A 26126-nucleotide genomic window follows, 5' to 3' on the forward strand; every position below is an offset into this window, starting at 1 on the left:
CGCGGCTCCGGTTAGACCGGGGCCGCGTTTTTTAGTAACAGGGAGAGACCAGGCTGGCAGAGGACAGCGACGACCCAATCCTAACGCTGGATGCCTCGCGACCTGCGAGAATTTGAATAAAGTGTCGAGACTACCTGGATGCCTTGGAGGCGGCAGAGCGGTCTTGATCCGCTCCCCTTTCATCCCGGTAGCGGTCGAGACGTTTCTGGGCATGGGGCCGTAAGGTTGCCAGGGTGACGACCAAAACTGCCAGCAAACTTCCTCCGAAGGGTGCGGCGGCAAGCGCAATGAGACCGCCCCACAATGGCCAAAGCGCAAAAAATGTTATCAACGCACCTACAACAGCAAGCAATGCAACCGGCATTTGAAATGCTCCCTCGGAGAGCGGCGCAATAGCGACCTACTACCCTAGTACGCTAGATGAGCCGTAAAGATAAGTTAAATACGATATTTGCTACTTAATCACATTTCATCTTTACTAGCAATAATATCCTGCTCGTTGCACGGATGTTTCACCCGACGCAAAATCTCAACGCCTAGCTTGAAGGGAGCAGTTGCGCTGCTGATGCAATGGAAAAAACAGGTTCTCAACCCATGAAATTTCAGGGCCGCAAAAAATTCCGAATGCATCTAGGAGAGAATTCGCAGCTTTCGCAGAAGGCGGCGCGCCTTTGACACAAACAATCCTGCAAAGACTTGCGGAATGAAGGTACGACGAGCTCCATCGATGATCGTATGCTCAGGCAGGACACAGATCGTGTGCAATCCATTCGGGTAAGGACCGTCAGGATCAGGCTTTAGAACAGCAACGACCTCCTCCGAGAATCTCTCAGGCGTGAGTGCAAGTACTCGGTTGATGACAACAGCTGCGCCATATCCGGTGGAGCAATCCTGTGCCGGGCGGTAGAGTTCTCCCTCATACATAAAGGGGGTTCCGGCAGGGCGGCCAGAGCGAATATCGATCTTCAATGGATTTGCGTCATGGGGCTGCCACGGACCTGTGAGTTCATTCGCGTGCCAGGCAAAAAGCGTGCTGTTTGACCCAGCGTCTTGGCTCGTACAAAACAGCCACCAGCGCCCATTATGCTGAAAGACGGTCGAGTCCACGGCAGAAAAACCCTCGACCAGTGTCGCAACCTTCGTCCACTCGCGCAGGGATGGTCCCGCGCGAAAGAGAGAAACCTCCCGCGCTTCGAACGTCTCAGGAATGCAGTAAATGGTCTCCTCGTGCTCAAACAGAAACGGATACGACATGTGACAGGGCAGCTCGATGACTGGGGTCAGCTTTCCAAACGTATACCCATCAGAGCTCTCAGTGATCGAGATGCGTCCCCTCTCCTGCTTCCAGGGATACTCTTCAGCAATGATGGTCATCCCACCTTTGGAGCCATTGTAGCGAGAGATCGCAAATGGATCCGCCAGAAACAGGCCTTTCTCCTCAGGAAGCCAACGCACAGAGGGCGGCATCGTACCCGTTACAATTCCGGATCGGCGTCTTTCTGCCAGATCCAGCACTTTATGAATTGGCTCATCGATAATTCCGACATTCCATTGTTGCTGGTGAAAGAACCACTCGATTGTATTCCGAACCCAGGCTTTAAGCGACATCCAGCCGAAGCGTATCATCTCCAGATTGCTTGGAAAAAGATGGCTTTGGGCCTTGGCCGGGGCCGCGCTGCCAGCAAAATAATCAGCTCTACTCCGTTGAATATCCCTGCAAACCTGCCGAGGCCAATCCGAGCTGCCGAAGAGGACATTATCTCGACTGCGGCAATATGAACGGGCAAAAGTCTTGAAGAAACCACGACGCAAGATCACGCCTATTCCTGATCCGTCGACACGGCGCTGAAGAAACGCGCCGGTCACAGGATCATCCCTGTAGATTTCCCAGAATCCAGGAGGTGTCCCGCTAATTTTCTCCGGATCTCCATGATTGAAGGACCATACACCAAAACGTGGAACGGTCAGAATTTCTCCAAGAAGACGATCCGGTGTGAGCTGCAGCACGAAATCGAGATCGTATTGGCGCACTTCATCCAAATTGCTCGAGCTGAGGCTCTGGAAATTTTCACATGCAAGTTCGGAGCTGCAATGGATGACTGGTAAATGCCCCAGCACCGGCGCCATATTCACGGGCATCATGGAACGTGACGATCGCGCAATGACCATGCGATCGTACAAACTCCATAGTGTCGACGTTTCTTGGGAAGACAGAGCCTTATGAGCCAGGTCACTTTGTTGCGAGCTTTCATCGTTGACGATCAAGAGAACAAGCTTCACCCCATTCTCTGCGAGAAGGCTTTCAATGCAGCGTGCCTGCCATGACGGGAGCGTTGTGCCAGTGCATAGAATTCCGAAACGGAGTAAACGTTCGGCTCTGTTAAGATTTGACGCGTCCGCCATTATCCCCCCGCTCATATCACCCTAGACAAATCGACGCCCATCACCTCCCTAGGCCGTAGGCGGCAAGTGTCTCCGATACCATCTGTTCAACGGTGAGCCGCGAGAGGATGAACTCTCTTGCCGCCTCTCCCAACCTCAGTCTGAGCCTAGAGTCGAGAGACAGTTCCCTGAGCGCATGAGCAAGTGCATCCACATCGTCCGGCGGAATGAGCAAGGCGGTTTCGCGATCGGAGAATATCTCCGGAATCCCACCGACTTTCGTGGCAACGATAGGCAATCCGGAGCGCGCTGCCTCCAAAGCTGTATACGGGAGCCCTTCCGAGCGGCTTGGCATGCAGAGGACATCGATCTCCGACATCACTGCGGCCACGTTCCTTCTAAAGCCGAGAAAGTGAATTTGAGAGCAGAGATCAGATTCACTTATCAGTCTCATCAAGTCGCTCTCTTCGGTACCTTCTCCCACAATAAGGGCATGAACAACGCATCCCCTCTCTCTCAATTGAGCAATTGCTGAGACCAAAACATCATATCCTTTGATCTTTTGCACGCGACCAATCAAACCGACAAGGAACTGTGAATCTGGAATCCCGAGCGATCTCCTGATACCAGCTTCCCGCGCAGGACAAAGAAGCGTTGGGACACCGTTGTAACTGAGGGTGACTCGGCTTGGCTCTACCCCAAGTGAGATTAAGTAATCCTGGATAGTTCTTGAAACTACAATGAATCTAAAACCCAGCGCCTTGCAAAGAAGGAGTACCCCCTCGTGGGCCCGCTGCCTCAGAAACCCCCTATGCGCAATCCCATAGATTGAGTGAACAGTAGCTACTGCTGTATCTATTGAAGACAACTTTGCGGCAATAGCTCCCCATAGTTGTGACTGAGGATTGTGAGCGTCTATGATATCGGCGTTAAATTCACGAGAGACCCGCATAATATCAAGCACAATTCGAGGATCGTGCCTGCGCTTATTTATGGCATAGATCGGCACACCGGATTGTTGAAGTAACGTAGCGATCTGGCTGTCTTTCAAAACTATGACCAGAACCTCATGATGCTTCTTGAGGGCAATAGCCATGTCGAGAACACGCGTGTCGACTCCGCCATGCCGCTTTGACAAATCAATGATAAGGATGCGTCTCTTGCCATTCGCCATAATATTGCCCCCTCGAAATTGAAGTTCAGTGGAGTAAGCATCTTCCTCTATTGAGACCCTCGGAATGGTTTCGGTACGTCTCACATGATTGTACTTATATGGTCTCCCATCGGCAGCGGAGAACTGCTAAACATGGGTAGTCGGGAGTGGCTACTATGACCCTTGTGAGAGCTTGTTTAATCATCGCCATCACCGCAGTCTCATCCCAGCTCGAATCTGTCGAAGCCGCAACAATCTATGTCTCGACATCAGGCAGCGATTCCAATCCTGGTACGATCAGCCTTCCTTACCGCACCATCTCCAAGGCCGCACAAGCCGCTACGCCAGGAACGAGAGTCATCGTCCAGGAGGGAGTTTATAGAGAGATTGTTCGGATCCCCGTGAGTGGGGCTCCAAGGCGCCTGATCGCCTTCCAGCCAGCACCTGGGCAACAAGTTATTATCGACGGCTCCGGATCTCCGCCCGATACATCACTGGTTCAGATCAATGCCAACCATGTCAGCTTCAGAGGGTTCACGATCCGTAATTCAACACGCACGGGGATTGCCGCCTGGGGAACACAGCATGTGAGCATTACTGACAATAAGGTGCACGGGAGCTACAGAGCCGGGATCTGGATCGGCCACACGGAGGCAGGGCAATCCTCCAGAAATCTCATTGCGCGGAATGAAATATGGGACAATTGTTTAGAGAATAAGTCCCGGACATGGAGCAGCGGATGGCCTCAAGCAATAGGCCTACATGCCTCCGATGTGAGTGTTGTACGCGGCAATCGCGTCTATCGCAATTACTGCGAAGGTATTGGCGCACAATCCACGAAAGACGTCAAAATTATCGGGAACAATGTGTCGGACAGCTACAGCGTCAACATATATCTTGATAATGCACCCGGCAGCGTTGTTCAGAGAAATAGTGTTTATCACACCTATAACGCAAACTTTTATCGCTATGGCAGACCCGCACGTGGCATACAGATCGCGAACGAGTATACAGGCATAGAGCTGCCCTCGAGCGGAATTACCGTAAGTCACAACACCTTGGCTGGCGTTGGTGAAGTCACGTATGGCAACTATCAAAGAGCATCCGGCTTGGTTAACAGTATAATTACTTCAAACACAATCTTAAGTTCGCCTAAGCCTCTCTGGTAAGATGACCAAGGCATCTTCAGTTCAACGTGCGAGACTTATGCAAAAGCACGACACATGAAGTTTGAAGCCTTTATCAAAGATAACTCTACAGACATTAGATTCATCTGATGCTTTGATGATCTCGTTTATTCTTAGACTTCATGCCACCGCATTGTTCTCCAAAATATGGACGACGCGATCCGCCATCGCATCCCAAGACCGCTCCGACTCTATCCTCTCCTTTGCAGCATCACCGATAGCGCGACGTTCACCAGAGTTTTTCAGAAGGTGTAACATGGCATCTTTCAGCGCCTCGGCATCACCAGGCGGCACGAGCCAGCCGTCAACACCATGCTGAATGACTTCAGCGAGGCCGCCTACATCAGATGCAATAGCCGCGCGTCCATGTGTCTGGGCCAACGATAGCGCGGCACTTGCCGTCGCTGTCTTGTATGGGAAGACTAGGATTGATGCGAGAGAAACGAGCGAGCCAACCTCGCTCATGGGCACGTACCGGGGGTCCAAGTTCGTTTCCTGCTGAATACCGAGGTGCTCGATCTGCTCACGAAGTTCATCAAGCTTGAATTCCTGACTTGGATAACCGACGATAAGAAGTCGGGCCGTCCCTGATGGGACAAGTGAGAAAGCCTCGACAAGAACGTCCAATCCCTTGCTTGGGCGCAATCCGCCGAAGAACAGGATGACGGGTTCATCTTCACGCAACCCATATCTTTGACGCAGATTCTTCCGTTCGCGCTCGTTATCGGGGAAGATCGCTTCAGGACCATGCGATATGGCGTATGTCGGCAAGCTGGAAGATACGCTTTCCTTGAACTCGAGCATCGTCTTCTCTGAAATGAAAATGACGCAGGCAAATCTCGTATAGAGAAACTTCATAAGATTGGCGTTCACAAGTTGTGATAGATGGCCATGCCGCTCTCGAAGAAGGAACTCATGACAAATATCGATAAGGCGATGGCCGCGCCAGTGAAGATATGAGACCGCAGCAACCTCGATTGGATTTCTCAGAAGACTGAAAATTGTGTAGTCCGGTTTCTCGCGACGAACGATACGGATGATCCGGATCCATTCTCTCATTGTTATCCCTGCACGAACAAATTTACGCAAGAACCGCCTTTTTGACCTCTGATTTGGCGAGGCTACCCTCGACCAGAAGCGCAGTGAAGGATCAATCTTAAAAGGGTGAGCGATATCTGAAAGTTCGTTGTTATGGTTTGCGAGGACCGTTACATTCACTCCAGCCATCTGGAGGGACGACGCCAACTGAAAGCTAAAATGGAGAAGTCCACCGCAATCGTCCGTCTCGACAATAAGCACCTTCATGATGCAATCCCCCTAATGCCATAGAGCGCCAGCAAGCGGTCTACTTGAACGTTAAGATCAAAATTACGCTCAACGCTGTCGCGAGCAGCTCGCCCAAGTTGCTTGGCCAAGTCATGATCGAGAATGATCCGTTCGCACGCTGAAACCAATTCATCTTCGCTTGCAGGCTCGACCAGGATACCCGTCTCTTCACTCGTGATCATCTCCGGAATCCCTCCCGTGCGGGAAGCAACGATGGGAAGGCCGGCGGCCATGGCTTCGATAATCACCGTTGGAAGCGCGTCGAAGAGAGTAGGCAGAACGAAGAGATCTGCTTGTTTCATGAGTTCACGGACATCAGACCGATGCCCCGCGAAGAAAACGTTGTCACGATTTCCAGCTAACTCCGCTTCATGCTCGAGACTGTCCCGTTCAGGTCCGTCACCAACGATCCAAAGCTGGAGAGCGGGGAACCTCTTGGACAAGATACCATGCGCGCGGATGAGGTATTGGAGCCCCTTCATCTTCCGCAAAACGGCTACCGAAAGCATAACGAATGGCTTATCAGGTTTCTGGTTGCCTTGCTCAATCTGATGACTAACGCTCCATTCCGACAGATCCACTCCGTTCGGTATCACATGGACGTGTTTCACCTTTTCAGGCGCGTACTTCAGTGCAACCGTCCTTGCCTGGTTCGTCAAGCAGATCAGCTCGCAGGGAAGATACTTTATCAAGGCGAACATCAAACGCAGGCGGAGCCCAGACTTACTCCACTGATTAGGCTCATCAAGCGTATGAAGTGTAACGACTGTCCGGATGCGAAGCAGCGCTCCGACGACAATCGAAGTAATCGTCGCGTAGTGCAGATGAGCGTGTATCGCATCCGGCCGCAGCTTCTTGATCGATATGATGAAGTTCAACCATTCCCGCAGCTTCCAAAGACGGCTGACCTGGACATGAAGCGTCGGGATATGATGCCGCTGACAAACCTCCAGAGCGGTATTGCTGGCCCGCGCCTGAAGATAGACGACAACGGCATCAACTCCTGTCGCTGTAAGGGCCGCAGCGATATCTGATATCGTCTTCTCGGCCCCTCCAGCCCCAAGACCGTCAATGACAAGAGCGACTCTTCGATTCTGCATGATCGGCACTCGTAAAGCGCAGCCCTTCAAATTCAAACGAGATGTCTCCGCTCATGATGTTGCACGGTCGGTTTCAGTTTGATGGCTGCGTGCACTCGGCTCGATGAACTGAGGCAACGATAGAACAACCGTCGGCCGGGACCAGCCATACTCCGCTATGCCACCATACGAATGCTCATGCCTGCGCCTACCGGCCCTGCGGACAGCATCAATTGCTGCAAGCGCAAAGGAAAGAGCAAGGCCTGCAAGTCCGCCCAGTAGTGCCGCAGCTGCAACGCTCAAGCCAACCGGCTTGTCAGTAGAAGTCGCGGGGTCGACGACCCGAATGGATTGATCGATACTGCTATCTGCAGAAAGGCGCGCTCTTTGATAGGCGCGGTTTGCCCGGTCGGCATCCCCTTTAGCCTGTTCCACAGCCAGCTTCAGAGGCATGATGGCTGCATCCGCTTGACTGAGCTCTGCCAACCTTCTTTCCACAAGCCTGAGCTGCAGAGTACGCTGGCTTTGCACCTGACGCAGTTCGGCGCGGTTTGTGGACCGCTCCGGATCCGGCATCTGGAGCCGAGCCTTTCCACTCAACAAAGCGCTTCGCTCAGCATCCGGGTCGACAATACCCAGTTTACTTTTCATCTGAACGAGATTCGTCTCGGCCGCCAGCAGTCTTTGGTTTGCATCCGCTGCCTGCGCCGCCAACTTTTCGACTGGGGTGTCCGGGAACAGGGAGGATCGGAATGCAAGGTATTCCGTCAGAAGAGCATTCACGAAGCGTACGGCGAAGTCCGGATTGCTATAGTGCATCTCGACAGATGCAACGCTTGTTCCTTCAGCCATTTTAATACTGATCCGCTCACGGATCTGGCTTAAAGCCTGATCCTCTGTGTCCTCAACCTTGTCCATTTGCGCGGTGATGAATGCGGGCATGAAAGTGCTGAGATTTGCCAGGAGCGGCTTAACATGTCCCGCAATCCATTCTCGATATTGGTTGGTTGGCTCGGAAGCCTTCCAAGCCTCTTTTCCGCCCATGGAGCGAAGCGCGGCCCGCAGCACGGATTGGCTTCCAAGCAGAGAAAGCTCGGTACTCACCGCATTCGCCAACTCGACCCTGACGGGGTCGCCTTCCCAGCCCTCTGAGACAGGGTTCTTGGCATAGTAATTGTTGTCAAACCGCAAAAGCATCGACGCGCGCACTTCGTACTCAGGTGGGCGCATCAGCATGCCTCCAGCCGCCGCCGCGCCGAAGAGCAAAACAGCTATGACCATGACATACTTGTATCGCCAAAGTGATCTCATCAAATCAGAGACTGTCATCGTTCCCATCGTCAGACCCTCACCCTTCCCCGTAGCTTTCGCCCAAAGTTCGAATTCATAGCGACTGTCGGCAGCGCCATTGCAGTAATCATGAGAAGCCATGAATATTGGGCATAACCTTCATGCAAGAAGATCGATGTCGCCATATACCCGGCCAGTGCAGCGCCCCAGGCACCTACTGCGTTCTCGGCGGCGATGCGTCTCTGTTTATGCAGATACGAGAGCGTCTTCAGTATCGAAGTCACTGCAATCGTGATGAGCACGGAAAAGAACAGAACCCCAACAACTCCACGCTCTGACAAGACCTCAAGATACAAGCTGTGAGTTTGCCGATCAGCACCTCTTGCCATCAACCCGCGGGCAATGGATATCTCTTGATAGTAGCTCATGAACTCGCCATAGCCTACGCCCAAGAGCGGGTGCCTCTCCGCAACATATAGAGCCGCCAGTAATTCACTCGCGCGTCCAGCTACAGCTGGATCCCTTCCGAACCCACCCGATGTGATCTGCTCAAGACTGTTCAAGCCAGCATTGAACCTGTCCATGTAATGCGAGGGCAGAGCAACGAGGCCAACCCCTCCAACCAGCACAGCGATCATCATGTGCTTCTTGGTAATCCGGCGCCTGTTGATGATGACGAGAACCAGCAGGCTGACTGCAGCCCCAAGAAGGCCTCCGCGCGAAAACGTCAGTAACAGAGCAATCAGGATGAGAACGCTCGCTACCATCCCAGATAAAGCATAGTATCGGTTAGCGCCCGACACCATGATCTGTAATGCTAGCGGTAGAGCGATAACCAGTATCTGCGCGTAGAAATTGGCATCCGTGAGAGGCCCTGATGGACGCCATCCATCCACCTGTCCTGACATATGTTGGATGGATGCAAGCGCGAACCCTCCAAAATCTTTAGAGTATCCCGTGTACAAATACTGAGTGATAGTCAGAAGAGATAGAAACGTGGCTGCAAGCACGATCGCCACGCACATTTTATGAAACTGCCTCATGGAAGAGATGAGCGAAACCAGCAAGAGCGTGACCACGCAGATTTTCGCACTATCAACTACTCTGGCCACAACAGCATCTGGACTGCGCGCATAGAGAGCTGTTGCCGCCAGTGTCGCCAGATAAACTGCGCACACAACCGCCGGAATGACGACTTGGTCTATTTTCTTTCCCGATAGCCAGTGGTAGCCCATCGTCACGGCCATCATGAGCGCGACGAGATCGCCAAACACCCTTATTCCATGGCTATCCGCGAGCACGGCCGAGGAGTTCATATAGATGATGATTGTGAACGCGATAACAGCAAATCCCGCGCTTCGAACGATTGCAAATGCGACGCACAGAGCGATAGGCAGTAGCAGGATGTACTTGGACAGACCGGCCATTGATAAGGCAAAAACTGCTATGCCGCATAACAGCACAGATGCTGCCACGGAGATGGGTGAGACCGCCACGCTTGTATATGGAACTTGAGTACCGACTTGCCCCGTGACGCCCATCTTGCGCTTTACCTTCCGCAACAGTGAAAACGCGCGCATAGCGCAATGACTAATCTATCGCGCAAGAAGTACTTTTGTAACTGCCTCATTGGAGTACCCCCGTCCGAAGCTTGACGAGGTCATCGCGAAAAGAGCGATCCAATACTAGGAGCAGGATGCAATAGGAGATGCCGCCGATTAGAATGCATCCGGCAAATTCGAGAACCGTCCCGAACTGAAAAAATTGCCGGAACACGACAACGGCAGCGGCCATTCCAACGCAAGACAGCAGAGAAGGAAGAACGCTGCTTACCAACTGGGAAAATCTGATCGAAAGATCCCGTTTGACAATCACAAATCTTACATATGTCCCGATGCACTCTGACGTGAACATCGCGAGAGCCACCATCTCAATGCTCCGGCTCAAAGCCATCCCACTCAATACGAGCAAAGTCGCTGCGACAGCCTCGAGTATAGTGATGAGCGTCAACACGTGAGGACGTCCGTTGGCCTTGAAAACATCCCCGACGGCCCATCCAAGCGTAAGCGGAATGCCGCTGAGAGCCAGGATCTGAAGAAGGGTGACAGAGCTGAGCCATTCCTCACCAAACATTATCGGCACAGATAGATCGGCCGTCAGAGCAATGCCTACTGACGCAGGCAGCATTGCCGAGCTGGAGTATCGAAGCCCAACTAGGTAGGTTTCCGCCAGCCGAGCCTTGTCGTTTGCGACGATGACGAAGGATGGAAAAAGAAGGCGGGTTAGCACTGTATTGATCCCGGTCACCGCAATCTCGGGAATACGAGCGGCGATGTAATATGGGCCAAGAGCCGCGGTCCCTAGAAAATACAAAATGACCAGCTGGTCTATTCTGTTGCGAATGGGAACCAGTATATCCATCAAGGCGATATGCCGACCGTATCTCGTTAAGCTGGCAACATCCTTGAAGCTTGGCCACCCCAATTGCCAGCGGGTCACACAACTCAGATAGAAAGTACGTGCGAAGGCAGCAAAAAGGAGACCGTATACGAGACTCCAAACGCCATATCCTGCGGCAAGGAGACCAGCCGTCACGATGAGTTTCGACAGGCCGTTGATGACATCTGACAATCCCCGCCGGAAAAGCTGTAGGCGCTTTTGGGTCAATGCCTCCTGGACTGTGCCAAGCGCATTGAGGGGAAAGAGCAAACTTAAATAGGGAAGGATTTCTGCAATCTCACTCGTTATTCCCCAGTGCAGCCAACAGAATATCAGAAGCCCTGCGCATTGCAGAAAGGATATCCCCATCACCATGATAAAGGCGGTTGTATGCAGAGAGCTGCTACCTCGATGATAGATCAGCGCGTCGCGCATTCCGAAATCACGAATGGAATCGAGAATCTCGATTGCAAGCAATGCTCCGGCTAGAATACCCATTCCTTCAGGCGCCAAGGTGCGCGCCAGAAGAACCGTTATCATCAGATTCAGAAGGCGCATCACCACGTAAGAGAATAAGGTGAAGGAGGCCCCAGAGACGACCATTCTTGCATTAAAGACGGGCGGCATCAGATCGGATATCGGCTGCGATGCAGAGGAGCCGTCCAACTTTGTATTCACGTCTTAGTATCCTGAAGGACGCGTTACGAGCATAACAACCGTGAGGACCAATATCGTTAAGTCCTTCAGCAAAGACTGTTGCCGAACATATTCGATGTCCATCTGACAACGCTGATCGAAGTTCTGTGGTTTATTGCGCGCTATCTGCCAAGTGCCGGTTATTCCAGGTTTGGCGAGAAGGCGCTGCCTCTGCCATGGGGCATAGGTTGACGGATTATATGAATTCGCCCTAGGTCCGACGAGAGCCATCTCGCCGCGAAGAACATTGTAGAGCTGCGGCAGCTCATCGATGTAGTACTTACGCAAAACTGATCCGACTGGCGTAATCCTAGGGTCCTTTTGAATCTTGAAGCCTGGCCCTTTGTCCTCACTGAGTTCTGCGAGCGCGGATTTCATTTGCTCTGCATTGGGAACCATCGTCCGCAACTTGACGATCGTGAATGGCTTTCCGTTAAGGCCATAACGCGTCTGTTTGAAGAAAACCGAAGAGCGGCGATCGTTCAGCTTAATAGCAGCGATAGCCGCAATAAGGATTGGCGCTGCGGATACCAGCATAAGGAGAGCCAAACAAACATCGAATGCTCTCCTGAGATATCGCTGTGTCGCGCCTACATGGTTCGAGTTGAATGCGCCACGATCGTAAGGGTCGGTATTCGTATAGAGATCTAGATCGGACATTGCCGAACCTCGCTCACATAGTTGATCCAGCAGTTCTCGCCGCGTCGCTACGCATGAATGCAGGATGTTCAGACTTACCGCCCCACAACCGGAAGGCTATGTAACCTTCGATGCCGGTTTAGGATTATATTTTAGAGAGGGGCCTCAAGGTGTCAAAAACAACATCGCGAAATGATACGCAAATATTCAGTACCTCTTTGTAGTCGCGGCGCGTAATACCTCTTTCTCGCCATAAAGTGTCTGCTCCTGTTCATAGGGGATGGAAACGAGGCTAGTAGTATCTACAGCGTTACTGGAGCAATGCGGATGGAGGGGGGAGCATGGCGAGAAATGTGGTAGAAGCGGTGGCTTATGGCGGCGTCGCCATCATGCTTTACCACTACGCAATTTATCCATTGATCGTTTGGGGCATGTCACGATTCTTGCCCTCACCGGCGGCTCCCAACAGACATCCCGCCCGGGTTACCTTGGTGATTGCTGCTTTCAATGAAGAGAAGGTCATTGAGGAAAAGCTGAAGAACAGCCTCGCGATCGACTACCCCGATCTAGAGATTCTAGTCGCTGCGGATGGATCGTCGGATGATACTGTGGACATTGCTGGTTCTTATGCCGAGCAAGGAGTCAAGGTTCTCTTCGAGCCCGAGCGCCGCGGGAAAGCATCGGCCCTGAATAGGGCAGTAATTCAGGCTACGGGTGAGATCATCGTGCTTTCCGATGCAAACGCGATGTATGCACCTCATGCTATCCGGTCTCTAGTTGCGGAATTCTCTACTTTTAACGTCGGCGCTGTCAGTGGAATTAAAGTCGTCCGTTCCCGCAGCCAAGGCGACAGCGGCTTCGGGCGTTCGGAAGGCTTTTACTGGAAATACGAAAATGCAATCAGACGCGCAGAGTCACGGATTGGCACGACTGTCGCCGCAGTTGGGGAAATTGTTGCAATACGTAAAGATATTTTTCGTCCTTTCCCGGCGGGGATCGTCAACGACGATGCGTATCTCGCATTGACTGTCCTTTCTCAAGGCTTCGACGTCCGGTTCGCGCCGGCTGCGATTGCTGAGGAGCTCTCTTCGATCAATGAAAAAGACGAATATGTTCGCCGCAGGCGGATTGCGGCTGGACGATGGGCTCAACTCCGATACGTGAAGCTCTTGCCGTTTCGCAGGCCCTTTGTGATTGCAGCATTCTTTTCTCACAAAGTCCTGCGCCTCGTTATGCCATTCGCACTTCTGCTATCGGCTATTTCGAGCGTCCTGCTGGCCACTCTTGAGCCGGAGAGTACGCAGTATCTTTTGTTGAGTGGGGCCTATGCTCTTTTGTTCGGAGCTGCGCTCTACGGCATGTATCAGCAGAACCGCAGGGGAATTGTTCAGCGCCTGAGCCGAATCTGCTTTTTTCTCATCAGCATGAACGTCAGCCTGGCCTTCGGCTTCCTCGACTGGATACGGGGAAATGTCTCTCCCGTCTGGAAAAAGGCGGCTCGATAGATGCCTATTCCTGACATCTTCTTTGCTGATCGCAGAAGAGCTTTGCCTTATCAGCGTGCAGCACGAAATGCTGCGTGGCTCTGCACAATACTGCTCGCGCTCCTTTCCCTTATACCCGGCAGCATGCAAGTCCGCTCCGGAATGCCCGGGGGCATAGAGCATGCGCTTGCCTATTTCGGCACTGCGACGCTGTTCATGCTTGGCTACGACAAGAAAGGCTGGGAGACCGCCGTCGGACTTATAGCCTATAGCGGGCTTCTCGAAGTACTCCAGCTTCTGGTTCCTGGACGAACTGCCAATTTCGCCGACATGCTTGCGAGCGGATCAGGGGCCCTCTTCGGGGTCACCCTATGGGCGGTTTTGCTCAAGCAAGGATCGCAGCAATATCCAATCCGTTCAGCGGCGCCATCCGATTCCACGAGACATGACGGAGCCTAGGCGTCTGGCGGCTCATCGCCGAACACAGAGCGGCCGCCATAGGCATGCGATCTCCTTCGTTCCTCCGCCATGATGTCATCTAATCCCGGTTTTACGGCATGCCGCTCCAAGGAACGTGCCTGGTCGTCTAGCCGCTTCAGTGCAAACAGCTCCTCCTGATGGCCGAGCTTTGCTTTCTGGACGGCGGATTTCAGAACCTGAATCGTTTGATCGTAGACGCGTAACGGGACCGGGAACGGATGCCGGTCCTTGCCGCCGTGGGCGAACGAGAAGCGTGCAGGGTCGCTAAAGCGGCAAGGCACCCCATGCACGACTTCTGCCACCATTGCGAGCGCCTGCACCGTTCGAGGACCCACGCCAGGGGTCAACAGCAAGTCAGGATAGTCCTCAGGACCGCGCTCGGCGGCGGCGGCCAAGCTCCCCTGGAGACGCCTCAGCACAACGTCCTTAGGGCGGACATCGTGATGCACCGGCATGATCAGGTGTGGAAGGAGCGGCTGCGGAGAAGGCGCGGATTCAAGCTCCTGCTCTGTCAGTGACAGGAATTTCCTGGCGAGGCCGTCAGGGTCCATTTTATCCAACAGCTCGATCTGCGCCCGGCGGGATGCCTCAGCCCTGTGATCCGTGAGATTGACGATCGTCCCCTGCCCGACTCCATCGATGCCGGTATGCGGTTCATCCACGAAGCTCTTGAGATCCTCCGAGAGCCAGTGATAGCGGCGGGCCTGGCGACGGGAATCATTCATGCCCTGCTGGACGACCGCCCAGTTACCGTCATCCGTCACGATGAAACCATGCAGATAAAGATCGAATCCGTCCTGGATCGCCGCGCTGTCGACCTTGGCGACCAATCGGCTGGCTTTTGCGAGAGCCGAGCCGTCAAATCCTACCCGTTCACCAATGGAGATCAGCTCATGTGGGGTTTGACGCGAATGGCGCCCTCGCCCTCCGCAAACATGAATGCCGAGCTCATTCGAGAGAGGTGTGAGGCCACGCTTGAGAGCGCCGATTACGCTGGTGGTAATACCTGAGGAGTGCCAGTCCATTCCCATGACGGCTCCGAACGACTGGAACCAGAACGGATGTGCCAGGCGGCGCAGCAGTTCATCGCGCCCATAATGATGCACGATAGCCTCACTGATGACGGCACCAAGGCGCGTCATTCGATCGGCAAGCCATTTCGGCACATGTCCGCTATGAAGCGGCAGGTCGGCACTGCCTGCTTTTCTTGCCATATTGGACAAGCCCTCTTTTCGACAGCGCGCTTAGCTAAGACTAGGCGTTGGATAGATCAAGCGTGCTCTCCTGCCCCAGCGCTTGATAGTTCTTTTGCAGCCAAGCTCGCGCCGAGGCTCGTCCGAGATCCTTCAGCTTCTTGAAGAAATCCCACCGCGCATTGAAGCGGGACGATGCCGCATAAGCATCGAGCTCCGGCCCGCCATGGATACGGTGCATCAGCACGCGCTTGTACTCATCCTGCGAGAGTTTTCCTTCATCGATCAGGCGCCGAACAAAGTTAATGGCCCTAAGTTCGTAAAGGAGATTGGCGTTGAATGTGACCTCGGTCAGCCTGCTGCGGATCTCCTCGGCGGTTTGCGGCGTCACCCGGCGTTCGACGGGATTGATCTGAATGAGCAGAATGTCATCCGTATGAGTTTCATAGAACAACGGAAAGAGAGCCGGATTTCCTGTATATCCTCCATCCCAATAAGGCTCGCCGTCGATCTCGACAGCCTTGAAGACGGTTGGCAGGCATGCGGAGGCAAGCACATGATCCACGGTCAGTTCAGGGGCTGTAAAGACCCGAATTTTACCCGTCCAGACATTCGTTGCCGAGACAAAGAGCTTCGTGTCCTTGCAGGTTCTGACCCGCTCGAAATCGATCATCTCGTTCAATGCATCCCGCAGCGGATTGATATCCAAGGGATTCAGATCATAGGGGCTGGTCACGTGAGAGATAGCACCGCCCCATAGGTTCGCTGGCGATTGCACACCGCTCCAGTAATTCAGGAACTGGTCGAAAAGCGAACGCTGAATGGGCGAGAGCACACCATCCAGACTGACCCGTTTCCAGAACTTGCGAAGCTGCTCACGGGCGCCGTCCCTGCCGCCCTCCAGCCAGCCTTCCACCATCACGACGGCATTCATGGCACCTGCGCTCGCGCCGGTAATGGCTTCAATGGCCAAACGGCCATCCTCGAGCAGATAATCCAGAACGCCCCAGGTAAACGCGCCATGCGCTCCACCGCCCTGGAGAGCGAGACAGACCGTCTTTTCGGCACTCGGCCCAACCATGCCGAGGAGCCTGCCGGGCCCTTTTGCTGTGCGTCCGGTCATCCAGATCTCCGTTCGTCAAGCACGGTTCAGGATTTAGCACAGTTTGAGCGGACAGTAGGACACCTGCGACATTTGAGCAGGCAAAGTTCTGTTTCAGCTCAGGCGTTTCATGTCGGCCAGCACGGCACGCGCCGCATTATGGCCGGGTGCGCCGGTGACACCACCGCCGGGATGTGTGCCTGCACCGCACATGTAAAGTCCGGTGATGGGAGCGCGATAATCCGCATGCCCCAACATGGGACGGGCGCTGAAAATCTGGTCGAGGGTCAGGGCACCGTGGAAAATATCGCCGCCGATGAGTCCGAACGTCCGCTCGAGGTCGAGCGGGCTCATGATCTGCCGCCCCACGACGCTTTCCTTGAAGCCAGGCGCATAACGGTCGACGGTCGCGATCATGAGATCAGCCACCTCCTCACGGTGATCGTCCCACGAGCGTCCATCGGAGAAGGCAGGTTGCACATGCTGGCAGAAGAGGCTCGCTACATGCGCGCCTTTAGGCGCGAGGCTGTCGTCGAGAGTCGACGGAATCAGCATCTCGACAATCGGCTCGCGGCTCCAGCCGAATTGCTTCGCATCATCATAGGCGCGATCCATATAAGCCAATGATGGAGCGATGATGATTCCGGCGGTGTGATGGTCGGCGACCTCCCGTCCAGGAAGCGCCGAGAAGCTCGGAAGCGATGAAAGCGCGACATTCATACGGAACGTGCCGGAACCCGACTTCCAGCGCCGTATGCGGCCAAGGAAATCGGCAGGCAGGGCGTCTTCCGGCACCAGCTTGTCGAAGAGCAGTTTCGGATGGACGTTTCCGGCCACGGCTCGTGACCGGATGGTGCGTCCATCCTTGAGGACGACGCCTGCCGCCTTGCCCTTCTCGATAATCACCTCGCGTACCGGCGCATCGGTTTCGATCTCGACGCCGCGCTCGCGGGCAGCCTTCGCCATGGCCTGCGTGATCGCTCCCATACCGCCGATGGCATGACCCCAGGCACCTTTCTTGCCGTTCACCTCGCCGAAGACATGGTGAAGCAGCACATAAGCGGTGTTGGGAGTATAGGGGCTCGCGAAATTGCCGACGATGGCATCGAAACCGAATACGGCCTTGACGCAATCCGTTTCGAACCAACCATCGAGATAATCGCCAGCCGATTTAGCGAAGAGATCGAGAAGAGCCCGCCGGTTCGCCATGGAAAGGCCGCGCAGGCGATTGCCGGTCGACAGCGCACGCCAGCCCTCCAACAATGCAGCGCGCCAGCCACCCTCAACCAGGTTCGGCGGCTGTTGAAGCACGAGATCACGCAGCACATCTGCGATGGCATCGATCTCGCTTGAATAGGCGTCATAGCGCTCCGCATCCTTGGCGCTGTACCGCGCGATCTCGGAGCGTGTCACACCCTCACCGACCTTCAGATACTGATCGTTCGGAAGGGGAAGGAAGTTGGAGAGTCGACGCTCGACGATCTTCAGTCCGTGCCGTGGGAGATCCAGATCGCGAATAATCTTGGGATTGAGGAGGCTCACCGTGTAGGACGCGACGGAATTGCGAAAGCCCGGATGAAACTCTTCCGTCACGGCAGCGCCGCCGACGACGGAGCGCTGCTCGAAGACCTTCACCTTGTATCCTGCAGACGCGAGATAGAAGGCGCAGACGAGCCCGTTATGCCCAGCCCCGATGATGACGACATCGCAATCCTTGGCCACTCTTATCCCCTATTCAGGCTGTTCCTCGTGGCTTAGAGCCTAGATCAATGAAGGATCTGGCTCAAGAAGGCCCGGGCGCGCAACTCCTTGGGATTGGAGAAGAACTCGGACGGCGTGCCTTGCTCGACGATCTCGCCACGGTCCATGAACACCACCCGGTCTGCCACCTGACGGGCAAAGCCCATCTCGTGGGTCACAACGGCCATGGTCATGCCCTCTCCGGCCAACTGCGTCATGGTATCCAGCACTTCCTTGACCATCTCTGGATCGAGCGCAGATGTCGGTTCATCGAAGAGCATGATGTCGGGCTGCATGGACAAGGCCCGCGCGATCGCGACGCGCTGCTGCTGACCGCCTGAAAGCTGCGAGGCATATTTGTGAGCCTGATCCGGGATGCGGACCTTGCCCAGGTAGTGCAGAGCCTTCTCCTCAGCCTCCTTCTGCGAGACGCCACGAACGAGCCTTAAGGCCAAAGTGCAGTTTTCCAGAACAGTAAGGTGCGGAAACAGATTGAACTGCTGGAACACCATGCCGACTCGCTTGCGCACGGCCTCCACGGCTTCAGGCTTACGTGTCAGTTGGATGCCGTCGACGACGATCTGTCCATCTTGGAAGCTCTCAAGCGCATTGATGGTGCGGATGAGCGTCGATTTCCCGGAACCCGATGGACCACAGATGACGAGCTTCTCGCCACGGGCAATAGTGAGATCGACATTTTTCAACGCCTGGAAAGTGCCATACCATTTCGACAGGCTCTTGATCTGAACGGCGGGAGGAGATCCCGCCGCAGGTGCCGTTTCCACGAGAGTGAGCTTCTTCTGGATCATGAATACGTCTCCTCTCGCATGCGTTTGGCCTCGACTTGATCGCTCATCATCGCACTTGAGCCTTGTTGAAGCGACGCTCGATCCGAGCCTGGATCAGCTCCAGGACAATAGAAAGAATCCAGTAGATCAGGGAGGCGGTGATCATCATCTCGACATGGCGGAACTCGGTCTGCCCTTGAGTACGAGCAAGATACATAAGTTCCCACACGCCGACGACCGAGACGAGCGAGCTGTCCTTCAGCATCGCGATGAACTGGTTTCCGGTCGGCGGGACAATGATGCGCATCGCTTGGGGAAGGATGATACGCGTCAGAGTATCTCTAGGCTTCAGCCCCAACGCTCGGGAGGCTTCCCATTGACCCTTCGGGATGCTCTCGATGCCGGCGCGGAAGATCTCGGTCATGTAAGCGCCATAGCAGAGAGACAGTGCGAGGATACCTGCGGGCACGGCGTTGATGACATATCCGAGCTGCGGAAGCCCCAGATAGATCATGTAGATCTGCATGAGCAGCGGAAGGCCGCGGAAAAGCGATGTATAGAAATTCGCGATTCCCAGCGCGATCCCGTTGGACGAAAGCTTGGCGATGGCGCCGATCATCGCAAGAATGGATGCGATGACAATCGAAATGGCTGAGACATAAAGCGTCGTAACCAGGCCCTGCGACAGCAAGAAGCCGATCTTGCGGCGAATGAACTCGAAGCTGAGATCGAAGGAGTAGAAGAACAGCAGAACGAGAAGCGCCAACTCGACCCAGACCACATACATTTGGTGCCGGATGCTGAGCCTCATCACCACGCCGACATTGAGCGCGACCACGGCGGTGACGATGATCGCAACGAGCAGATTTGACGCAAATCCCGGATCTCCCGCCAAGCCGAAAAGGCCGGCGAGAGCCTTGCCGAACGATGTCGTTCCGGCTTGCCCATACATAAGAACGCCGAAGAGAAGTGCGAGGCCTGGAATATAAATGGACGGCCGTGACAGCAGTCTCGGGTAATCGACGTTATCGGCATAATGCATCTGTCCTACCCTCTCTCAAATCCGTTTCTCGGTTCATTAATTCTAAGCTGACTTCCGCTCCCGGAAGAGATCGGCGGCCTGATAGGCCCAGTAAGTGAGTTGAGCGGCCGCACGTCCCGCTATCCACCCATTCCAAGCAAGGCCGAATGGGGCGAAGAGCTTGTAGCGATCGCTTTCACCCAAAATAGCTTCGGCGATCACGCGTCCGCCGATGGCCGTGGTATTGAGGCCGTGCCCCCCGAACGCAGTGCAGTACCAGACGCCAGGCTGCAGCCGCCCGATCTGGGGCATCATATGCCGGGCATAGGACATGAGGCCCGACCAGACGATCTCCACATCGAGATCCTTCAATTGCGGATAGGTGGAGACCATGGTCTTGTGCAGGAGCCGGCCAAGCAGGCGCGGCTCCGTAGTCTTCGTCGTGATCTTGCCGCCCCAAAGGATGCGCTCTCCACCATCGACGAGCCGGTAATAGTCCCCCGCGCGGCGATCGTCGCCGATGGCATGCTCGGTACGGATCGCGCTCGCGATCAGCTCTCGATTGGGCTTGGTCAGCATTACATAGGTGGCAATAGGCAGATAGCTGTGCTTGAGCTGTGGAACGAGGTTTCCGGTATACCCGCCAGACGCAATGACAAGATGCTCGGCCGAAACGGAGCCATGCTCCGTCCTCGCGACCTTAGTCGCGCCGTCCATCTCCGTTGAGAGGACGGCAGACCCCTCATAGATCTTCCCGCCCAGACGCTCGATTTCCGCAGCCAGCGCACGGGCATAGATCAATGGATTAAAATGGAAGGCATTGGGATCGAGCAGAGCCTGATAATAGCGCGGAGAGACGAGCAACTGCTGCACCTCGTCCCGGCTTTTGAACTCGACCTTGTAATTGAATTCTTTCTCGAGCCAGTCGCGATGCGCCTTGAGGCCATCCGTCGCCTCATAGCGCACGGCTCCGAGAATGCCGGGGGTCGGCTTGGCTTCAGCGGCAAGAGCCTGAACATTTTTCCTGACGACCTCTGCCCCTTCGATAGACAGGCGATGCAGTTCCTTCGCGTGCTCCATACCCGCCATGCGTTGGATGTTCTTGTAGCGGGCGGCCCAGCCGGGACTCACGAAGCCGCCGTTCCGGCCTGAAGCGCCCCATGCAACGCGATTGGCCTCCAACACGCAGACTTTGCGGCCATTGCGAGCCAACTCGAGCGCGGTGGTCAGGCCGGCCAATCCTCCACCCACAACACAGACATCGACCTTCACGACCTCTTCGAGCGCTGGTCTCTGGATAGCATCCGGACCCAATGCCCGGCGATAATAGGTTTCGATGTAGGACATGATAGATCGTGTCGTGTTGCGGATGGAATGGGTTTCAGAAAAGCAACGTGCTTACTTGCTGTAGTCGTTGCCGTACCATTTGGTGGTGAGCTTGCTGAGCGTACCGTCATCCTTCATGGCTTGGATGATGCTGCCGAGCTTCGCGGTCCATTCCGGATCGCCCTTGTCGGTCACTACCACGAGCGGCTCCTTGAAGGCAGCATCGCCCGGCAGGACCTTTACCGGATAGCGGTTCTTGATGGCGTTCTGCGCGGTCTGCTCAGGGGCAATCACGGCATGAATGCGTGTGCCGTCGCCCAGGCGCAGATCATCGAAGGGCAGCATCGAGTCCGCATAAGTCTTCACCTCACCAGGGGTCAGCGTGTACTGGATCGGCGCAAGGCCGGGAGCATCGATCTCGAGACGGCGGTTGATGTAGTCCTCGGAAGTCGTTCCCGTTTCAACGCCGATCTTCTTGCCGTTCAGATCGTCGCGGGAAGCCGCCTTGCTGTCCTTGTGCACGACGAAGACGTAAGGGCTGTAATAATAGATGCCCGCGAAATCGATAACCTGAGAACGCGCTTTGGTAGGCGTTATCGAACCGACGGCGACATCGAAGCGGCCATGCCAGCGTCCACCTGTCATCACGTTCCACTCAGGTGTTTCGAAGCTCACCTTGACGCCGAGACGCTTTGCGACCTCATTAGCCACATCGACGTCGAAGCCGACGAGTTTGTTGTTGTCGTCGAGATAGCTCTGCGGAGGCCATCCGCTATTGGTGGCGACCTTCATCTCGCCGGCTTTCATGACGCGATCCATCGTCGGACCGGCTTGAGCGGCTGCGTTCATCACCGAGACGAATCCCAGCGCCATCACTGTGCCAAGAAAGAGCTTGCGCATCCTTAATCTTCCCTCTGCTTGTGGTTGAATAACAAGGCGATAGGTTGACCCTATTTCTTGGAGCCGTAGCTCACGCCCGGTTCTGCCTGGCGTCAAATTGGGCCTTCGTCGCACTGAGCACGAAAGGCCATAGAAACTATTTTGAACGAGATCCGCGAGGCGCAAATCCTCGACAAGGCGGATTGGATGTTTTTTACGCTCGCAGCTGGCCTGCAGGACCTTGCTCGAACCCCGTGTTGACGTGCGGCGCAGCGGCAGATCCAACCAGACCATCCGCTTCTCACTCGCGCCGCTCATGACTGGCACCCAAGGGGATGATCAGAACCAAGCGCAATAATAATTCATTGATACCAAAGGCTTAGCCATCAGATCTCTCCCTCTCGGCTTTCCGCCGATCCCTGTTGTCTGACAGCAGACGACTAATCTTTTCTGCTGTCAAGACTGCTGTCGCTAGGGAAGAGAAACTTTCAACCGCATCGTCTGGCGCGTTGAGCGAACCTAACCTCTGCCTGATGCACCGATGCGAGCAGAGACGCTACTTGCGCACGAAGCTGAACGAGAATCGGCTGCCGCGATGATAATCCTTCGCGAAGAGGACAGGAGTTCCTGTTGTCGTGAAAGCGGTCTCCGCGATCAGGAAGCTGGGCCCGAAATCATGCAGATCGTTTCGCTCGCGCACATCATTCGGAAGCATCGTGGATGACGCAACCGCAGTCGACATGCGTGGGCGCATATCATGACGTTCCAGCAAATCGAGAATAGATCCGCTCCAATCGATGTCATAAAGACGGTCCGAAATGATGGAGCGCGGGACATAGTCCACGCAATAGACGAGGACTTCTTCTCCCTGCATTCGCAGCCGTTCCAGCCGGATCACGCGCGAGCCCGACTCAAGACGCAGTGCCTCTAGCACCTCATCTGAGGCCACCTCCTCCGATATGGAGAGCACCTTGTTTGTCGGGCGATAGCCCGACTTGTGCAGCATGTCGGTAACACTCTCGAAACAGGTGATCGGCCGCTCGACCTGCAGCGCCGCCGCCGCAGATACGAATCGGCCTTTGCCGTGCTTCACATAGATTGCGCCATCTTGCTCCAAGAGCTTCAGGGCCTCGCGGAGTGCAGGCCTGGAGATCTGGAATTTTCGAGTGAGTTCCGCCTCTGTCGGCAATTGATCGCCAGGTTTCAGACCGTGCTCGTCGATCAGGGCGCTGATTGCATCCCGAAGCTTCAGAACCAGGGTCCGCTCGTCGCGCAGAGGCGTAATCAAGGACATATTGATTTCAACTCACTCCTAAGGCCAGTTGTCAGTCCACAGGATTGGACCATCTTAAATCCAAGCGCAAGCTTCCCGGGGCAGCGCTAAGGCTAAATTGCAGGCATCCCACCATAAATTCTGCCCAATTCGAAGAAGGCCTCAAATCAATCTCCGATTTGGCTTGACAGCCCTCATTGACCTCGACAAGTTGTCAGACGACTGTCCTTAAGGCATTCGTAAAAGTGGTCGGGAACTCTCATGCTGAATTTCGATGAAAAGCGCTTCTTGCGCATCCAGTCCGGTGCCGTGTCCCACGCAGGCGGTCTCTACCGCGCGCTTCAAGAATGTCTTGAGCAGGGTGCGGAGAACCTCTTCTTCTTAGGCACAGGCGGCGCAGCAATCCTGATGATGCCCGCTACGCAGCTGCTTCAACGCCAATCCTCCCTCCCCACATTCCTCGAGATGTCGGCCGAGATCGTACTCACCGGTCATCAGGCTCTCGGCCCGAAGTCGATCGTCGTTATCCCTTCCCTGTCCGGCACGACGAAGGAAAGCGTTGCGGTGATGGAGTACTGCAAGGAGAAAGGCGCAAAGATCATTAGCCTTATCGGCCATGCCGAGACTCCCCTTGCCAAGGGTGCGGATTACGCCTTCGTGAATTTCGCCGAGGACGATACTTCCTGCGAATCCTTCTATCTCCAATCCCTCATCATCGCTCTCGCAGTCATGCATCTGCGCGGCGAATATGACGATTTCGACGCGAGTGTTCAGGAGTTGGTGCGCCTGCCGCATGCTCTGCTCAATGTAAAGAAGGCTTATGAGAATCAGGCGGAACGCATCGCGGAAGAGATCAAAAACGAACCTTATCACATTGTGACAGGCGCCGGCTCCACGTGGCCCGAGGCTTTCTATTACGGCATGTGCATTCTTGAAGAGATGCAGTGGATCCGCACGCGCCCGGTCCATTCCTCGGACTTCTTCCACGGAACGTTGGAGCTGGTGGAAAAAGGCGTGAGCGTTCTTCTTTTCAAGGGCGAAGATGCCTCCCGCCCCCTCGTCGAACGCGTCGAACGCTTCCTGCCAGATTACACGGACAAAGTGCGCGTCTTCGATACGGCGGAATTTACGCTTGAAGGTATCTCCGACGAGGTCCGCGCCTTGATCTCACCCGTGATCCTTGCAACGATCTTCGAGCGAGTCAGTGCGCATCTGGAAGTGAAGCGCAACCATCCGCTGACAACGCGCCGTTACTACAAGCGCGTGGCCTACTGACTTGAACCGGCCGACTACGCAGCAAGAGGAAGCGGGATGAGTTTTGAGTTCGCGGCAGTAGGCGACAACTGTATTGACCGGTTTATGCCCCCGATCAGCCTTTCGCTGATCGGGGGCAACGCCGTTAATGTCGCCGTGCAACTCAGCAGGCTTGGTCTCAAGACAGGCTATTTCGGCGCAGTCGGCTCCGATGAAGATGGGCGCCGCATGCTGGCCTGCTTCGAGGAAAACGGCCTTTGCACGGATCACGTACAGATCCGGCCAGGTGTGACGGCCTACACCAACATAGAAGTTGACGAGACGGGAGAACGAACGTTCGCCTTCGAAGAGTTCGGCGTGTGCCGGGGATATCGCCCGACCGATGCCGATATTCAGGTTCTCATGAAAATGCGCCACGTACATATCGGCTGGCTTGACGACGGAGGAGATCTTCGCCGGACCCTGCGGGCCGCTGGCGTCAGCGTCTCGCAGGATATTTCCATCAACACGGATGCAAGACATCTCGGCATCGAAGGTCTCGACTGCGTGTTCGCCTCGGCCGGCGATAATAGGGATGAGGCGCAGCAATTGCTTAGCTCCATCCTCGAGCGTGGCGCAAAACTTGCCGTCGTCACCTGCGGGTCTCGCGGCAGCATGGCCTCGGATGGCATCCAACTCAAAACCGCAGATATCCGTCCGGCGAATGTCGTGGACACGACAGGAGCTGGCGACAGCTTCATCGCAGGCTTTATCTCCGCCTATTCGCGGGGAGCTGCCCTTCAAACATGCTTGGAATCCGGACGTGATGCAGCTGCCGAGACCTGCCTTCACGTCGGCGGCTTTCCGCAACCCATGCTCCGTCTCGTCACATAGGCTTGCGTGATATTCAGCAATCAAAGCACAGGCCCTAAAAGCATCCCGCACCATTGACCCAGAGCTCGGGCCCTTGTCACAAAACTGTCGCATAAACTTCATTTGGTGACATAGGATCGGCCTGCTATTCCTCGCCGGGAGTGATGGGGGATCCAATGGCAAAAACTGGAAAAGACGCTAATCAGAAAGGCTTGGCGCTTACAGCCAAGGCTCTGCAGCGCGGAGAAAAACTCGAACGAACTCTGTTAAAGCTCGTAGCGCATACCGGTCCCAATACAGCTGCCGAGGGTTTGCTGCAGGCTATCCAGGAAGGCCTCATTGCACTCCGCAATGGCATGAAGCCTTCAAAGGCAAAGCCCGAAGGCAAGAAGCAGGACTCTAAGACAAAGGCCGATATTAAGAAGGCCGCTAAGAGTACGAAGAAATCCGCCAAGCCAAAGGGTGCGGTTAAGAAGCCTACTTCGGGAGAGATCACCCCTCTCGTCGAAAACGCTTCAGAATGACAAACCTTTAAGCAGGGCC

At 54.9% G+C, this 26126-nt stretch carries 22 protein-coding genes; 6 read left to right on the top strand and 16 right to left on the bottom strand.

The features are described 5' to 3' along the window. Window positions 1-630 precede the first annotated feature (630 nt). Together MHY87_RS01435 and MHY87_RS01440 are read right to left on the bottom strand one after the other, a co-directional pair. Entirely contained in the window at window positions 631-2280 is a 1650-nt protein-coding gene (locus MHY87_RS01435; protein WP_239348661.1) for a hypothetical protein, read from the bottom strand. A 163-nt stretch (window positions 2281-2443) separates the two neighbouring features. Then, window positions 2444-3556, bottom strand: a complete 1113-nt coding sequence (locus MHY87_RS01440; protein ID WP_239348663.1) for a glycosyltransferase family 4 protein — start codon at window positions 3554-3556, stop codon at window positions 2444-2446. Window positions 3557-3711: 155 nt separating this feature from the next. Between MHY87_RS01440 and MHY87_RS01445 the strand changes: the two genes are divergently transcribed. Continuing rightward, on the top strand, window positions 3712-4704 hold the full coding sequence (locus MHY87_RS01445; protein ID WP_239348665.1) for a nitrous oxide reductase family maturation protein NosD: 993 nt from the start codon (window positions 3712-3714) through the stop codon (window positions 4702-4704). 138 nt (window positions 4705-4842) lie between these two features. On the opposite strand, the gene MHY87_RS01450 is transcribed toward MHY87_RS01445, so the two are convergent. The 6 genes from MHY87_RS01450 to MHY87_RS01475 form a co-directional block, all read right to left on the bottom strand. Then, window positions 4843-6027 (bottom strand): glycosyltransferase family 4 protein, encoded by a 1185-nt coding sequence (locus MHY87_RS01450; RefSeq protein WP_239348667.1) that lies wholly within the window; start codon window positions 6025-6027, stop codon window positions 4843-4845. Further along, window positions 6024-7184 (bottom strand): glycosyltransferase family 4 protein, encoded by a 1161-nt coding sequence (locus MHY87_RS01455; protein WP_239348669.1) that lies wholly within the window; start codon window positions 7182-7184, stop codon window positions 6024-6026. Before MHY87_RS01455 ends, MHY87_RS01450 begins: the two co-directional genes overlap by 4 nt. Before the next feature lie 15 nt (window positions 7185-7199). Continuing rightward, on the bottom strand, window positions 7200-8456 hold the full coding sequence (locus MHY87_RS01460; protein ID WP_239348671.1) for a hypothetical protein: 1257 nt from the start codon (window positions 8454-8456) through the stop codon (window positions 7200-7202). A gap of 11 nt (window positions 8457-8467) precedes the next feature. Then, window positions 8468-9892, bottom strand: a complete 1425-nt coding sequence (locus MHY87_RS18905) for an O-antigen ligase family protein (protein ID WP_239348673.1) — start codon at window positions 9890-9892, stop codon at window positions 8468-8470. Between the two features lie 151 nt (window positions 9893-10043). After that, window positions 10044-11534 (bottom strand): oligosaccharide flippase family protein, encoded by a 1491-nt coding sequence (locus MHY87_RS01470; RefSeq protein WP_239348675.1) that lies wholly within the window; start codon window positions 11532-11534, stop codon window positions 10044-10046. A gap of 3 nt (window positions 11535-11537) precedes the next feature. Beyond that, window positions 11538-12212: a sugar transferase gene (locus MHY87_RS01475; protein ID WP_239348677.1), complete on the bottom strand. Its 675-nt coding sequence runs from the start codon at window positions 12210-12212 to the stop codon at window positions 11538-11540. Between the two features lie 320 nt (window positions 12213-12532). On the opposite strand from MHY87_RS01475, the gene MHY87_RS01480 reads away from it, so the two are divergent. Together MHY87_RS01480 and MHY87_RS18910 are read left to right on the top strand one after the other, a co-directional pair. Next, window positions 12533-13696 (top strand): glycosyltransferase family 2 protein, encoded by a 1164-nt coding sequence (locus MHY87_RS01480; RefSeq protein WP_239348679.1) that lies wholly within the window; start codon window positions 12533-12535, stop codon window positions 13694-13696. A gap of 141 nt (window positions 13697-13837) precedes the next feature. Further along, the gene (locus MHY87_RS18910; protein ID WP_370644831.1) at window positions 13838-14134 is read left to right on the top strand and encodes a VanZ family protein; all 297 of its coding nucleotides are present in this window, start codon (window positions 13838-13840) and stop codon (window positions 14132-14134) included. Here the strand turns inward: MHY87_RS18910 and MHY87_RS01485 are convergent. The 8 genes from MHY87_RS01485 to MHY87_RS01520 form a co-directional block, all read right to left on the bottom strand. Next, the gene (locus MHY87_RS01485; RefSeq protein WP_239348681.1) at window positions 14131-15369 is read right to left on the bottom strand and encodes a DUF763 domain-containing protein; all 1239 of its coding nucleotides are present in this window, start codon (window positions 15367-15369) and stop codon (window positions 14131-14133) included. The two genes, MHY87_RS18910 and MHY87_RS01485, sit on opposite strands and share 4 nt — an antisense overlap. Window positions 15370-15409: 40 nt before the next feature. Continuing rightward, window positions 15410-16471 carry a patatin-like phospholipase family protein gene (locus tag MHY87_RS01490; RefSeq protein WP_239348683.1) on the bottom strand — a complete coding sequence of 354 codons (1062 nt, stop codon included), beginning with the start codon at window positions 16469-16471 and terminating at the stop codon, window positions 15410-15412. Between the two features lie 93 nt (window positions 16472-16564). Further along, window positions 16565-18172: an NAD(P)/FAD-dependent oxidoreductase gene (locus tag MHY87_RS01495; RefSeq protein WP_239348685.1), complete on the bottom strand. Its 1608-nt coding sequence runs from the start codon at window positions 18170-18172 to the stop codon at window positions 16565-16567. A gap of 44 nt (window positions 18173-18216) precedes the next feature. After that, complete coding sequence (locus MHY87_RS01500) at window positions 18217-18999, bottom strand: amino acid ABC transporter ATP-binding protein (RefSeq protein WP_239348687.1); 783 nt, start codon at window positions 18997-18999, stop codon at window positions 18217-18219. A 46-nt stretch (window positions 19000-19045) separates the two neighbouring features. Further along, window positions 19046-20020, bottom strand: a complete 975-nt coding sequence (locus MHY87_RS01505) for an amino acid ABC transporter permease (RefSeq protein ID WP_239348689.1) — start codon at window positions 20018-20020, stop codon at window positions 19046-19048. 42 nt (window positions 20021-20062) lie between these two features. Further along, window positions 20063-21346, bottom strand: coding sequence for an FAD-binding oxidoreductase (locus MHY87_RS01510; RefSeq protein ID WP_239348690.1), 1284 nt, complete (start codon window positions 21344-21346; stop codon window positions 20063-20065). Window positions 21347-21397: 51 nt separating this feature from the next. Then, a complete protein-coding gene (locus MHY87_RS01515) occupies window positions 21398-22225 on the bottom strand; it encodes a transporter substrate-binding domain-containing protein (RefSeq protein ID WP_239348692.1) in 828 nt (275 codons plus the stop codon). A gap of 535 nt (window positions 22226-22760) precedes the next feature. Further along, window positions 22761-23492 carry a GntR family transcriptional regulator gene (locus MHY87_RS01520; RefSeq protein WP_239349719.1) on the bottom strand — a complete coding sequence of 244 codons (732 nt, stop codon included), beginning with the start codon at window positions 23490-23492 and terminating at the stop codon, window positions 22761-22763. 246 nt (window positions 23493-23738) lie between these two features. On the opposite strand from MHY87_RS01520, the gene MHY87_RS01525 reads away from it, so the two are divergent. From MHY87_RS01525 to MHY87_RS01535, 3 genes are all read left to right on the top strand, one after another. Continuing rightward, complete coding sequence (locus MHY87_RS01525; RefSeq protein ID WP_239348694.1) at window positions 23739-24752, top strand: SIS domain-containing protein; 1014 nt, start codon at window positions 23739-23741, stop codon at window positions 24750-24752. A 36-nt stretch (window positions 24753-24788) separates the two neighbouring features. Continuing rightward, a complete protein-coding gene (locus MHY87_RS01530; RefSeq protein ID WP_239348696.1) occupies window positions 24789-25604 on the top strand; it encodes a PfkB family carbohydrate kinase in 816 nt (271 codons plus the stop codon). Window positions 25605-25759: 155 nt separating this feature from the next. After that, window positions 25760-26107, top strand: coding sequence for a hypothetical protein (locus MHY87_RS01535; RefSeq protein ID WP_239348698.1), 348 nt, complete (start codon window positions 25760-25762; stop codon window positions 26105-26107). The last annotated feature ends 19 nt before the right edge of the window (window positions 26108-26126 follow it).

The organism is Microvirga sp. ACRRW, assembly GCF_022346925.1.
Classification (GTDB): domain Bacteria; phylum Pseudomonadota; class Alphaproteobacteria; order Rhizobiales; family Beijerinckiaceae; genus Microvirga.